This is a genomic window from Bradyrhizobium sp. 62B (assembly GCF_030272265.2).
Taxonomy (GTDB): Bacteria; Pseudomonadota; Alphaproteobacteria; order Rhizobiales; family Xanthobacteraceae; genus Bradyrhizobium.
Map to the genome: position 1 here is coordinate 1 of NZ_CP092841.2, position 12,556 is coordinate 12,556.

Sequence of the window (12,556 nt, forward strand, 5' to 3'; positions counted from 1 at the left end):
ATGACAATGGAACAGGATCGCTGGTCACGCGTGAAGGGTCGGCTGCGCTCGAGCGTTGGCGAAGACGTCTACACGAGCTGGTTTGCGCGCATGGATCTGGAAGGCGTGCAGGAGGAGAGCGTGCGGCTCTCGGTGCCGACGCGCTTCCTGAAGAGCTGGATCCAGGCCCATTATGCCGAGCGCGTGCTGTCGTGCTGGCAGGCCGAGATGCCGGAAGTGCATCGCATCGACCTCACGGTGCGTACGGCCGTGCGTCCGGTGGCGCAGAAGGAAGCCCCGGTGCCGGCCGAGACGCGGCGCACGCCGACCCCGGAGTTGCGCTCGACCGCGACTGCGCCGGTCTCGGCCAATCACGACGCGCTCGGCGGCTCGCCGCTCGATCCGCGCCTGACCTTCGCGAGCTTCGTCGTCGGCCGCTCCAACACGCTGGCACATGCGGCCGCGCGTCAGGTCGCGGAAGGTCGCCGCGGCGACCCCGTGATGTTCAACCCGCTCTACATCCATGCCGGTGTCGGCCTCGGCAAGACGCATCTCTTGCAGGCGGTGACCTGGGCCGGCAATTCCGGCAACGAGCGCAAGGTGCTGTATCTCACGGCTGAAAAGTTCATGTACGGCTTCGTCGCCGCGCTGAAGACGCAGACGGCGTTGGCCTTCAAGGAAGCGCTGCGCGGCATCGACGTGCTGGTGATCGACGACCTCCAGTTCCTGCAAGGCAAGTCGACCCAGGCCGAGTTCTGTCACACGCTGAACGCGCTGATCGACGCCGGCCGCCAGGTCGTGATCGCGGCCGACCGTCCGCCGTCCGATCTCGAAAGCCTCGACGACCGCGTGCGTTCGCGGCTCGCCGGCGGCCTCGTGGTCGAGATGGGCTCGCTCGGCGAGGAGCTGCGCCACGGCATCCTCAAGTCGCGCGTCGCCGCCGCCCGCACCCATCATGCGACGTTCGAGGTGCCGGAAGAGGTGCTGCATTATCTGGCGCGCACCATCACCCATAACGGCCGCGACCTCGAGGGCGCCATCAACCGCCTGCTGGCGCACTCCAAGCTCAACAACCGGCCGGTGACGCTGGAGATGGCCGAGCACGAGGTGCGCGACCTGGTCCGGCCGCAGGAGCCGAAGCGGATCAAGATCGAGGACATCCAGCGCGTGGTGGCGCGGCAGTATAATGTCAGCCGGTCCGACCTCTTGTCCTCGCGCCGCACCGCCAACGTGGTGCGCCCGCGCCAGGTGGCGATGTATCTCGCCAAGACGCTGACCCTGCGCTCGCTCCCCGAGATCGGCCGCCGCTTCGGCGGACGCGACCACACCACGGTGCTGCACGCCGTGCGCAAGATCGAGGCCCTGGTCTCCAAGGACACCGCGCTGTCGGAGGAAGTGGAGTCGCTGAAGCGCCAGCTTCAGGAATAAACGCCTAGGCGCTCCTGCCATTCTGCCGCCGCCCCGGCCTCGCCTGGGCGGCGGTTTTCGTTTTGGGCGGTAAATCGTGGGGAACTGCCTCCGATCTCTTGAATCCGGGGGCCATCCGAGCCACCTTGCGCGACCCTGACAGCTTTGGTCATATCGGCTGGATGATCCGGCTTTCCGGGGTCTTCGGTGCCGTGGCGCGCGTCCCGCCGCCCGGCGTTCTCAAATTTGTGTTTCCTTGGGGATCGGGCGAGTAGTGCAATGAAGGTTACGGTCGAACGCGCGCAACTCCTGAAGTCGCTGGGCCATGTCCACCGCGTGGTCGAGCGCCGCAACACGATTCCGATCCTGGGCAACGTGCTGGTCCGGGCCGAGAACGCCAAGCTGTCGCTGAAGGCGACCGACCTCGACCTCGAGGTCACCGAGACGTTGCCAGCGGAAACCGCGACCGCGGGCTCCACCACCGTGCCGGCGCACATGTTCTACGACATCGTTCGCAAGCTGCCGGATGGTTCGCAGATCGTGCTGGAGGCCGACGGTGACCGCGCGGTGCTGGCGATCCGCGCCGGCCGCTCGCGCTTCACCCTGCAGACCCTACCCGAGAACGACTTCCCGGATCTGGCCGCCGGCGACATGTCGCACTCCTTCTCGCTCGCCGCCAAGGACGTCAAGCGGCTGATCGACCGCACCCAGTTCGCGATCTCGACCGAAGAGACGCGCTATTACCTCAACGGCATCTATCTGCACGCGGCGGGCACGGCCAAGGCCGCAACGCTGCGCGGCGTCGCCACCGACGGCCACCGCCTCGCCCAGCTCGATCTGGTGCAGCCCAAGGGCGCCGAGGGCATGCCCGGCGTGATCGTGCCGCGCAAGACCGTCGGCGAGGTGCAGCGCCTGATCGAGGACACCGACGCCGAGATGACGATCGAGCTGTCGCAGGCCAAGATCCGCTTCACCATCGGCAACGTCGTGCTGACCTCGAAGCTGATCGACGGCACCTTCCCCGATTACGGCCGCGTCATCCCGCAAGGCAACGACAAGGAGCTCGTCGTCGACAAGAAGGACTTCGAGAACGCGGTCGACCGCGTTTCCACCATCTCCAGCGAACGCGGGCGCGCGGTCAAACTGTCGCTGTCGCCGGGCAAGCTGGTGCTGTCGGTGACCAATCCGGATTCCGGCAGCGCGACCGAAGAGCTCGAGGTGGAATACGCCTCCGACGCCCTCGATATCGGCTTCAACTCCCGCTATCTGCTCGACATCGCCGCCCAGATCGAAGGCGACGTCGCAACCCTCAAGCTCGCCGATCCCGGCTCGCCGACCCTCGTGCAAGACCGCGACGACAAGAGCGCGTTGTACGTGCTGATGCCGATGCGGGTGTGAGGGACGTGTTCCTCCTCTCGCGACACCTTCTGTGTGGAGACAATCCCTCACTCGGCTTCGCTGCGCGAAGCCACCCTCTCCCACAAGGGGAGAGGGTAAAGCTACAGTTTTCCCCGTCGAAACAAGCGCGATGCACGTTGCTGTGCCCTCTCCCCTTGTGGGAGAGGGCATCTCCGCAGGCGGATACACACTCAGTCGGGTGAGGGGTTCGTGCCGCAGGAGCCATCCCATCGGCCAGTCCCCAAACGTCTCCGCCAATTCGCGAAAAACATGCGGCACGAACCGACGGATGCGGAAGCAGCGATGTGGCGCCTGCTCAGAGACCGCCGCCTGTCGGCATACAAGTTCCGCCGACAGGTCCCATTCGGAAACTACATCCTCGACTTCGTCTGTTTCGACAAGCGTCTCGTGATCGAAATCGACGGAAGCCAGCATGCAGAATCGCGAAGCGATGCGGATCGTGACGCAGCTCTATTTACTGAAGGCTTTGCCATCGCGCGCTACTGGAACAATGACGTGCTTCAGCAGTCCACTTCCGTATTGGAGGATATCCTTGCAAAGCTTGCCGGGCGGTAAGATACCCCTCACCCGTCGCCTCACTGCGTGAGGCGCCACCCTCCCCCACAAGGGGGGAGGGAAGTAAAGCCCGGCAATGACGAGCTAGCATGACCCCCTCCCGCATTCATCGCCTGACGCTGACGCATTTTCGCAATTATCGGGCGGGGGGGCTCGAGACGGCGGCTGACCTGGTGGCGCTGGTCGGGCCAAATGGGGCGGGCAAGACCAATTGCATCGAGGCGATCTCGTTCCTGTCGCCGGGGCGCGGCCTGCGGCGCGCCACGCTGGAAGACGTCGCCGACAACCAGGGCGACGGCTCCTGGGCGGTGTCGGCGCAGGTCGAGGGCGCGCTGGGGCTGGCGACGCTCGGTACCGGCATCGATGCACCGCGCGCTGATGCCGCCGTCAGCCGGCGCTGCCGCATCGACCGCGAGCCGGTGGGGTCGGCGGCAGCCTTCGGCGACCACATCCGCATGGTCTGGCTGACGCCGGCCATGGACGGGCTGTTCATGGGCGCAGGCTCCGAGCGGCGGCGCTTCTTCGACCGCCTGGTGCTCGCCATCGACAGCGAGCATTCCAGCCGCATCAACGCGCTGGAGCGCTCCTTGCGCTCGCGCAACCGCCTGCTCGAGACCCGCAATTACGACGACCATTGGTGTGACGCCATCGAGCGCGAGACAGCCGAGCTCGCGGTCGCGGTCGCGGCCACGCGCGGCCAGACGGCGGCAAGGCTGACCGGCATGCTCAACGCGCGCGCGCAGGCGTCCGCGTTTCCGTCGGCGCAGATCGCGCTCGACGGCTGGATGGAGAATGCGCTGCTTCAGGAGACCGCGACCTCGGTCGAGGACCGCTACCGGCAGATCCTGCGCGACAACCGTCCGCGCGATGCCATCGCCGGCCGCACCACCGACGGCCCGCATCTCACCGACCTCCAGGTGATCTATGCGCCGAAGAGCATGCCGGCGCGCGACGCCTCGACCGGCGAGCAGAAGGCGCTGCTGATCGGCCTCGTGCTGGCGCATGCGAGCCTGGTGGCCGAGATGACCGGCATCGTGCCGCTGCTGCTGCTCGACGAGGTCGTCGCGCATCTCGATCCCAGCAGGCGCGCCGCGCTGTTCGACGAGCTGAAGAAGCTCGGCGCGCAGGTCTGGCTCACCGGCGCCGACCCGGCGGCCTTCGCCGAGATCGGCGCGGGAGGCGAAGTGTTTGACGTCGAGAGCGGACGAGTCTCCGCCCAAAGCTAAGCCGCCGCGTTGAACCCGCTCGTTTCCGCCGGCGACTAGCTGCTTGAGGCCGCGACACGCGGCCATCGCGCAAAGTATCTCGGACACGCGCGATATCTTTTGGAGCACAGGCATGGCGACGGTGGGGCATGGGGCGCGAGCTCCGGCACGATGGCAACCTATTGCGTGCGGCCTCGTTCTCCTCGCAAGCTGCCTGCTCGCCGCGAGTGCCGGCGCGTTCGTGTCGAATCTGCCGCCGTTGTTCTCGCCCGCGCTGACGCTGGACCCCGCCGCCAAACTGCCCGCGCCGGCCCGCTACAGCTTTCGCGGCACCCACACCACGGTGATGCCCGGCATCGAAGCCCCGCTCCGCACCAGGCTCGAAACCACGGTGCCTGCACAGCTCGGCGACGTCGTCAGCTTCTATCGCACCGAGCTCGGAAAGCTCGGCTGGCGGGAAAAGCCCGAAGGCGCGGTGATCGCAGCCGATCACGTCCAGCTCACCTTCGCTTCCCCGCTCGGGCCCGCCGCACTGCAGCTCGCCCGCAAGGACGGCAGCACCTCGATCCATATCGTGCAGAAGAACGCCGATGCGGCGAGCCGGGCGAATATCATGCCCGAGCCCGGCAAGGCGATGCTGGTGTTCAGCAATATCAGCGGGACGGATGCCACGCTCACGATCGACGCGAAAACCGTCAAGCGCGCTGCCGGCACAAACGCGGTCTCGCTGGATCTGGCGCCCGGCCGATATTCCTACGAGCTGCGCGTGCCGGACCGTTCGGCCACCACGAAGACCCTCGACATTGTGGCCGGCGATACCTGGGAGCTCACGGTCGGGCCCGACGGAGACGTCTGGCCGCCGCTCCAGCTGTATTGAGCGCTTCCGGAGCATCGGCGATCTTTGAACCTCACGGGTTCCTGTCGCGACTTCTGGTCAGAGGCCGCGCCGACGGTGCCGCAGCCTGCAATTGCGCGCGAGCCGATGCGCCGCGCCACGCCCCTTGGAGAAGTGACGATGTCGAGGATGACGCGCGGGACGAAGGTCCCGGCACGCTGGCGGCTGCTTGCATGCGGCCTCTTCCTGTTGGCGAGCAGCTCGGTTGCCGCCGCGGCCGATGCCGGCATCGTCGACGTCCACGCGCTGCCGCAGCTCGAGGGCGCGGTGGAAGACACTTCGCGCCCCGATCCCTACCGCGTCGAATATCGCGTGCCGACGCCGCCGGCCGTGACGTCACAGGCGGTGCGAAAACTCCTGAGTGCCGAGGGCTGGGTGCCCTATGTGCTGCCGCTGGAGGAGAAGAGCACCACGCTGAAATTCAAGAAGGGACGGCAGGGCCTTTCCGTTCACTTCACGCAGGCCGGCGGCCGGCCCGATCAGTCCGTGGTCTATTACACGACCGACCGGATCTATTCGAACGTACCGCTCCCCGACGGCGCGAGCGATCTCGTGTTCGACGGCACCAGGCCCTATCTCGGCTGCATCGCGCCGGGCGCGCTCGATGCGACGTCGGAATTCTACACTCGCCAGATGGAGGCGATCGGCTGGCGCAAGCTCACGGCTGAAACGGCGGCACGCTGGACGACGACGGGCCTCGACGAGGCCGTTCCGAACGGCATGCGCGCATTCTACGACCATCCCGAGGGCGACACGACGCAGTTCTACAAGCAGAAGCCGGTGATGCTGACGCTGACGAAGCGCAACGACGGCCGCACCGATGTCGATGTCCGGATCGCACCTTTCGTGCTGCCCGCCGACCTCACCGCCGATAGCGATGTTGCAGGCCTGCCGCGGCCGAATCCAACCAAGTCGGCCAGGGGCCTCGGCAGCGCGAGCTCCAACAAGCGCGAGATGAGCGCCGCCGCGATGGCCGAGCTGCCTGCCGTGCTCGCCTTCTATCATCGCGAGCTCGCTGCGCGAGGCTGGCAGGAGGATGGCAGCGCCCCGCTCATCCCCGGCGACGACGTTGCGCTCAAGATCTCCAACGCCGAGGAGACCGGCGTGCTGCGGCTTGGCCGCAAATATGACTTCACCATGGTCAGCCTGACCGCACAGGTGAAGGAATCCGCGCTTGCGGCCCGTGCCAAGGCGAAGAAGGAGGCCGACGAGAAATTCATGAAAGACGCCGAGGCGATGGCCAAGCAGGTCATCGCCGCCGACGAAGCGCGGCGCAAGGTGCAGGCGGCCGCGCTGTCCGATGCGCCGCTCGGTGCACTTGCCGACAGCAAGACGCCGGTGCCGCTGCCGGAGACCGCCGAAGACGTCAGATTCAAAGGCGACGACGGCAGCCTCGAATTCTCGTCCGGATCGAGCGTGAAGGCGCTGACCGCGTTCTACCGGGCCTCGCTGAAGCCGCTGGGCTGGAACGAGCGGCCTTCGGTCATCAACCAGCCCAACATGGCGATGCTGGAGTTTGCCAAGAGCGGCAAGTCGATCTCCTTCACCGTGATGCAGATGGGGCCGAAAGTGAGAGTCAGCGCCGAGGGATCGGGCCTCAAGGTGGCGACCGCCAAGCCCGTGGAAGCGCAGGCCAAATCGTCCGAGCCGCTCAAGCCCGACACCGAATCGCAGTTGCCCGTGCCGACGCAGCGGTCGTCGACCTCGCTCGCCACCACCAAGATGCCGGGCAGCGAAACGCCCTTCCGCCGCGAGCTCGAAGCCAGCATCCCGGCCCCGCTCGGCGACGTCCTGGCGTTTTACCGCACGGAGCTGTCCAAGCTCGGCTGGCAGGAAAAGGCCGACGGCGCCATCGTGTCGGCGGAGCGCGCGCAGATCGACTTCACTTCGCCGCAAGGCCCGGCGGTGCTGAAGCTCGGCCGTGCCAAGAGCGAGACCACGGTCAGTCTGGCGCAAAAGAATCCGGAAGCCGCCGTCAAGGCCGACATCATGCCGAAGGCGGGCCAGGCCAGGCTGATGCTCGGCAATATCGGATCGAAGGAAGCATCGCTCACCATCAACAAGCAGACCGTCAAGATCGCGGCCGGCGCCGGCGGCCCGCAATCGCCGAAAGGTCCGATGGTCGATCTGCCGCCCGGCAAGTACCAATACGCCCTGCGCGTGCCCGGACATCCCGCCCGCACCGAGAGCCTCACCGTTGCGGCCGGCGATGCCTGGGGCCTCGTGGTGGGCCCTGATGGCGCCGTGCTGCCGCTGCAGATGTATTGATCCCCTGTGCCTGTCCCGGCCGGTTGAACCCATCAGGTTCATGGGGCGACCAGTTGGTCGGAGGTGGCCGCGACAATGTCGCAGCCACCTTCATCGCGCGAAGATCGTGACGCGCGACCTTCCGGGAGAATGGACATGACGACGGCAAGACGCGGGACGAAGGTCCCGGCACGATGGCGACTGTTGGCGTGCAGCCTCACTCTGCTTGCGAGCTGCTCGCAGCAGCCGCTGACCGCAGCAGATGCCCACGCCGACATGCCCGTGCCGACGTGAGCCAGCCACTCGAGCTTCAGCCGCACCAGCGCGGACGGGGTCGAAGTCCCGCTCCGGCTCGAGCTCAAGGCCGAGGTGCCCGCCGAGCTCGGCGACGTCCTCGCCTTCTACCGCACGGAGCTTGGAAAGCGCGGCTGGCAGGAAAAGCCCGATGGCGCGGTGGTCACCGCCGATCGCGCCCTGCTCGTCTTCGCCTCTCCGAAGGGGCCGGGCACGCTGACGCTCGGCCGTGCCAAGGGCGAGACCACGGTCGGCCTGGTGCAGCGAAATACGGAGGCCGCGGCCAAGGCCAACTTCCTGCCAATGCCAGGACAAGCACGGCTGATCTTCGGCTATCTCGTGCCTGATGTGGCGTCGCTCGCGATCAACGATCAAATCGTCAAGATCGCGGGCGGCTTGAATCATCCGCAAACGCTGGATCTGCCGCCCGGCACATATTCCTACGCCCTGCACGTGTCGGGTCATCTGGTGCGCAGCGACACCATCACGCTGGCCGCGGACCAAGCGTGGTTCCTCAAGCTGCGTGACGGCGACGGCGAGTCCAACCAGATCTACTGAGCCGACGGCTGCTCCGCGGCGCCGAGGCGCCTTGGGAAGAGGCTCCGCGCCCCGCAAAATCCACGTCTTTGAGGACCCGGAACGGGGTCTCGAATCGGGCTTTTCACGGGCCCCGAAATCGGCCTCCAAAAACCTTGAAAACTCGCCAAAAAACCCTATCTCCTCAAAGGGTTGCGGCAGCATACTTTGCGCTAGGCGCAATCTCGCTTTCATGGCACAAATAGCCCGCAAATCAGCGCCTTTTGCGCCGCTGATTCGGGCGACATTTCGAAGGCCTCTCATGACAGAACCTGCTCGGCAGCCCGCTGCCGAAAACGAGCCGTCCAATCCGAGCGACTACGGCGCGGAATCGATCCGCGTGCTCAAGGGTCTCGATGCCGTCCGCAAGCGCCCGGGCATGTATATCGGCGACACCGACGACGGCTCGGGCCTGCACCACATGGTCTACGAGGTCGTCGACAACGCGATCGACGAAGCGCTGGCCGGCCACGCCACGCGTGTCGATGTCGTGCTCAACGCCGACAATTCCGTCACCGTGCGCGACGACGGCCGCGGCATTCCCGTCGACATCCACAAGGGCGAAGGCATCTCGGCGGCCGAGGTCATCATGACCCAGCTCCACGCCGGCGGTAAGTTCGACCAGAACTCCTACAAGGTTTCCGGCGGCCTGCACGGCGTCGGCGTCTCCGTCGTCAACGCGCTGTCGAGCAAGCTCGGCCTGCGCATCTGGCGCGACAACAAGGAGCACTATATCGAGTTCGCCCATGGCGATGCCGTCGCACCGCTGGTGGTCGTCGGCGACGCGCCGGGCAAGCGCGGCACCGAGGTGACGTTCCTCGCCTCGTCCGAGACCTTCAAGAACATCGAATATGATTTCGCGACGCTCGAGCATCGGCTGCGCGAGCTCGCCTTCCTCAATTCCGGGGTCAACATCGCGCTGTCCGACATGCGTCATGCGGTCGAGAAGCGCGAGGAGATGCACTATTCCGGCGGTGTCGAGGAATTCGTCAAATATCTCGACCGCAACAAGAAGGCGATCGTGCCGGCCCCGATCATGGTGCGCGCGGAAGCCAACGGCATCGGCGTCGAGGCGGCCTTGTGGTGGAACGACAGCTACCACGAGAACGTGCTGTGCTTCACCAACAACATCCCGCAGCGTGACGGCGGCACGCATCTGGCCGGCTTCCGCGGCGCGCTGACGCGCCAGGTCAACGGCTATGCCGAGGCCAACGCCAAGAAAGAGAAGATCGCGCTGACCGGCGACGACTGCCGCGAAGGTCTCACCGCCGTGCTGTCGGTGAAGGTGCCCGATCCGAAATTTTCCTCGCAGACCAAGGACAAGCTGGTGTCCTCGGAAGTGCGCCCCGTGGTCGAGAACGTGCTCAACGAGGCGCTGCAAGCCTGGTTCGAGGAGCACCCGTCCGAAGCCAAGATGATCGTCGGCAAGGTGATCCAGGCTGCCGCGGCGCGCGAGGCTGCGCGAAAGGCGCGCGAGCTGACGCGCAAGAGTCCCCTTTCGGTCTCCTCGCTGCCCGGCAAGCTCGCCGACTGCCAGGAGAAGGACCCGGCCAAGTCCGAGCTGTTCATCGTCGAGGGCGACTCCGCAGGCGGCAGCGCCAAGCAGGGCCGCAACCGCGAATTCCAGGCCGTCTTGCCGCTCCGCGGCAAGATCTTGAACGTCGAGCGCGTGCGCCCCGACAAGATGCTGGGAAGCGAGCAGATCGGCACGCTGATCACCGCGCTCGGCACCGGCATCAGCGACGAGTTCTCGATCGAGAAGCTGCGCTATCACAAGATCATCGTGATGACGGACGCCGACGTCGACGGCGCCCACATCCGCACGCTGCTGCTGACCTTCTTCTACCGGCAGATGCGCGACATCATCGACGGCGGCTATCTCTATATCGCCCAGCCGCCGCTCTATAAGGTCTCACGCGGCAAGTCGGAGCAGTATCTCAAGGACGAGCGGGCGCTGGAGGATTACCTGATCGACGCCGGCCTCGACGACTGCGTGTACATGCCCGGCAACGGCGGCGACCGCACCGGCCGCGACCTGCGCGCGCTGGTCGACGACGCTCGAATCGTCCGCAGCATCCTGCGCAACCTGCACAGCCGCTATAACCGCAAGGTGGTCGAGCAGGCCGCCATCACCGGCGTGCTGAACAAGTCGGTGTACGGCAACCCCGAGAACGCCGCAGCCGCGGCGCAGTACATCGCGACCCGGCTGGACAGCCAGGCCGAGGAGGTCGAGCGCGGCTGGGTCGGCCAATTCGTCGAGGGCCAGGGTTTTGTGTTCGAGCGCACGGTGCGCGGCGTCAAGGAAGCGGCCGTCATCGACGATGCGCTGCTCGGCTCCGCCGAAGCCCGCAAGCTCGACGAGTACGCGCCCAAGCTCCAGGACGTCTATGCCCGCTCCGGCAAGCTGCGGCGCAAGGACAGCGAGCACGTGGTCCACGGTCCGTCCGACCTGTTCGAGGCGGTCACCGACGCCGGCCGCAAGGGCATCTCGCTGCAGCGCTACAAAGGCCTGGGCGAGATGAACCCGGAGCAGCTCTGGGAGACGACGCTCGACACCGAAGCGCGCTCGCTGCTCCAGGTGAAGGTCAAGGAGGTCGACGAGGCCGACGACATCTTCACCAAGCTGATGGGCGACGTGGTCGAGCCGCGCCGCGACTTCATCCAAGAACATTCGCTGAGCGCGACGATCGATATCTGAGGCTTGTTTGGCCTCTCCCGCTTGCGGGAGAGGGGGCGCACCGCCCTCACGGCGGCTCCGCCGCCTGAACCTCATCCCCGGCCACCGCGACAAAATGGCGTAGCTGGCACTGGAAGAGGTCCAAGCGAATGTTGCCGATGTTAGCCGACCAGCACCGCATGTACGTGCAGCAGGTGTTCGAAATGGCCGAGCTGTTCGGCCTCGAAACCCGCAACAAATATCGCATTCGCGACGAAAATGGCCGCGATCTGCTCTATGCTGCCGAACAGCAAAAGGGAGTTCTCGGCTTCCTGTTTCGTCAGCTCTTCGGGCATTGGCGCTCCTTCGAGGTGCATTTCTTCGATGCCGCCCGACAGCCGGTCATGCGCGGCATTCATCCCTTCCGCTTTTTCTTTCAATGTCTGGAGCTGCGCTCGCGTGACGACCGCCTCATCGGAACCATCGAGCGTCAGTTTTCGATCTTCACCAAGCGCTTCCATGTGCACGATGCGCAGGGAAGAGTGGTGCTCGAAGTCACTTCGCCACTCTGGAAAGTATGGACCTTTCCGTTCATGCGTGGCGGGCGAGAGCAGGCGCGCATTGCGAAGAAATGGTCCGGCCTCGGATCCGAGCTGTTCACCGACCGTGATAATTTTCTGGTGGAATATCTGGAACGCAGCCTGACGGAAGACGAGCGCGCGCTGGTTCTCGCGGCTGCGATCTACGTCGATCTCATGTATTTCGAAGTCAAAGGCGAGGGCGGCGTCATCAATTTGCTCCGCAACTGAAGCACCGCGCCGTGACCGCATCCGCAACGACCAGCCCAGCCCTCCCCTCGCGCCGCCTTGGCGTGATCGGCAGCATCGTCGGGGTGCTGGCGTTGATCGCGGCCGTGCTGCCGCACTGGGTTGTACCGGTGCTGTATCCGCCGCCGCCGGCGGACAAGGTGATCGTCGACACTGGCCATCGCCTCAGGGATCGCCTGATCGCGCGGGTCAAGGGCGTCGAGTATCAGGCGCCGCCGCGGGAAAAGTCGACCGGAACCCAGCTGAGGGAGATGTCCTCGATCGGTGCGATCTCGCTCGGCCTGCTTGCCATCCTGTTCTCCGTGCTCGCGCTGGTGTTTCGCGAAGAGAGGCTTTTGGCGGGGGTCGCGGCCACGCTTGGCGCGGGCGCCATTGCCGTCGAAATCTCCTTTCTCGTCATGGGCGTCTTGATGCTGATCGTCATCCTTTATGTGGTGGCCAATATCATCGGCTTGTTCTAAACGCCTGGCGCAGCGGGCCTGTTCAGGGCCAATAA

At 65.8% G+C, this 12,556-nt stretch carries 10 protein-coding genes; all 10 read left to right on the forward strand.

The window, feature by feature from the left end; genetic code table 11:
• Entirely contained in the window at positions 1 to 1,407 is a 1,407-nt protein-coding gene (dnaA, locus tag ML401_RS00005; protein WP_285808854.1) for a chromosomal replication initiator protein DnaA, read from the forward strand.
• Between the two features lie 258 nt (positions 1,408 to 1,665).
• Positions 1,666 to 2,784 (forward strand): DNA polymerase III subunit beta, encoded by a 1,119-nt coding sequence (gene dnaN, locus ML401_RS00010; RefSeq protein WP_128922726.1) that lies wholly within the window; start codon positions 1,666 to 1,668, stop codon positions 2,782 to 2,784.
• Positions 2,785 to 2,994: 210 nt separating this feature from the next.
• Positions 2,995 to 3,360, forward strand: a complete 366-nt coding sequence (locus ML401_RS00015; protein WP_211415353.1) for an endonuclease domain-containing protein — start codon at positions 2,995 to 2,997, stop codon at positions 3,358 to 3,360.
• An 89-nt stretch (positions 3,361 to 3,449) separates the two neighbouring features.
• Positions 3,450 to 4,586, forward strand: coding sequence for a DNA replication/repair protein RecF (gene recF, locus ML401_RS00020; RefSeq protein WP_285808855.1), 1,137 nt, complete (start codon positions 3,450 to 3,452; stop codon positions 4,584 to 4,586).
• Between the two features lie 112 nt (positions 4,587 to 4,698).
• Positions 4,699 to 5,442, forward strand: a complete 744-nt coding sequence (locus ML401_RS00025; RefSeq protein WP_285808856.1) for a hypothetical protein — start codon at positions 4,699 to 4,701, stop codon at positions 5,440 to 5,442.
• A 138-nt stretch (positions 5,443 to 5,580) separates the two neighbouring features.
• Entirely contained in the window at positions 5,581 to 7,728 is a 2,148-nt protein-coding gene (locus ML401_RS00030; RefSeq protein ID WP_285808857.1) for a hypothetical protein, read from the forward strand.
• Positions 7,729 to 8,076: 348 nt separating this feature from the next.
• Positions 8,077 to 8,559 (forward strand): hypothetical protein, encoded by a 483-nt coding sequence (locus tag ML401_RS00035; RefSeq protein WP_376717332.1) that lies wholly within the window; start codon positions 8,077 to 8,079, stop codon positions 8,557 to 8,559.
• A gap of 280 nt (positions 8,560 to 8,839) precedes the next feature.
• The gene (gene gyrB, locus ML401_RS00040; protein WP_194405106.1) at positions 8,840 to 11,275 is read left to right on the forward strand and encodes a DNA topoisomerase (ATP-hydrolyzing) subunit B; all 2,436 of its coding nucleotides are present in this window, start codon (positions 8,840 to 8,842) and stop codon (positions 11,273 to 11,275) included.
• 128 nt (positions 11,276 to 11,403) lie between these two features.
• On the forward strand, positions 11,404 to 12,042 hold the full coding sequence (locus ML401_RS00045) for a phospholipid scramblase-related protein (RefSeq protein ID WP_285808858.1): 639 nt from the start codon (positions 11,404 to 11,406) through the stop codon (positions 12,040 to 12,042).
• An 11-nt stretch (positions 12,043 to 12,053) separates the two neighbouring features.
• The gene (locus ML401_RS00050; protein WP_285808859.1) at positions 12,054 to 12,521 is read left to right on the forward strand and encodes a hypothetical protein; all 468 of its coding nucleotides are present in this window, start codon (positions 12,054 to 12,056) and stop codon (positions 12,519 to 12,521) included.
• The last annotated feature ends 35 nt before the right edge of the window (positions 12,522 to 12,556 follow it).

Bases quoted from the DNA above. Each gene is read 5' to 3' on its own strand.
- ML401_RS00045 (WP_285808858.1), top strand. From the start codon at position 11,404: ATGTTGCCGATGTTAGCCGACCAGCACCGCATGTACGTGCAGCAGGTG.
- ML401_RS00025 (WP_285808856.1), top strand. From the start codon at position 4,699: ATGGCGACGGTGGGGCATGGGGCGCGAGCTCCGGCACGATGGCAACCT.
- recF (WP_285808855.1), top strand. From the start codon at position 3,450: ATGACCCCCTCCCGCATTCATCGCCTGACGCTGACGCATTTTCGCAAT.
- dnaN (WP_128922726.1), top strand. From the start codon at position 1,666: ATGAAGGTTACGGTCGAACGCGCGCAACTCCTGAAGTCGCTGGGCCAT.
- gyrB (WP_194405106.1), top strand. From the start codon at position 8,840: ATGACAGAACCTGCTCGGCAGCCCGCTGCCGAAAACGAGCCGTCCAAT.
- dnaA (WP_285808854.1), top strand. From the start codon at position 1: ATGACAATGGAACAGGATCGCTGGTCACGCGTGAAGGGTCGGCTGCGC.
- ML401_RS00030 (WP_285808857.1), top strand. From the start codon at position 5,581: ATGTCGAGGATGACGCGCGGGACGAAGGTCCCGGCACGCTGGCGGCTG.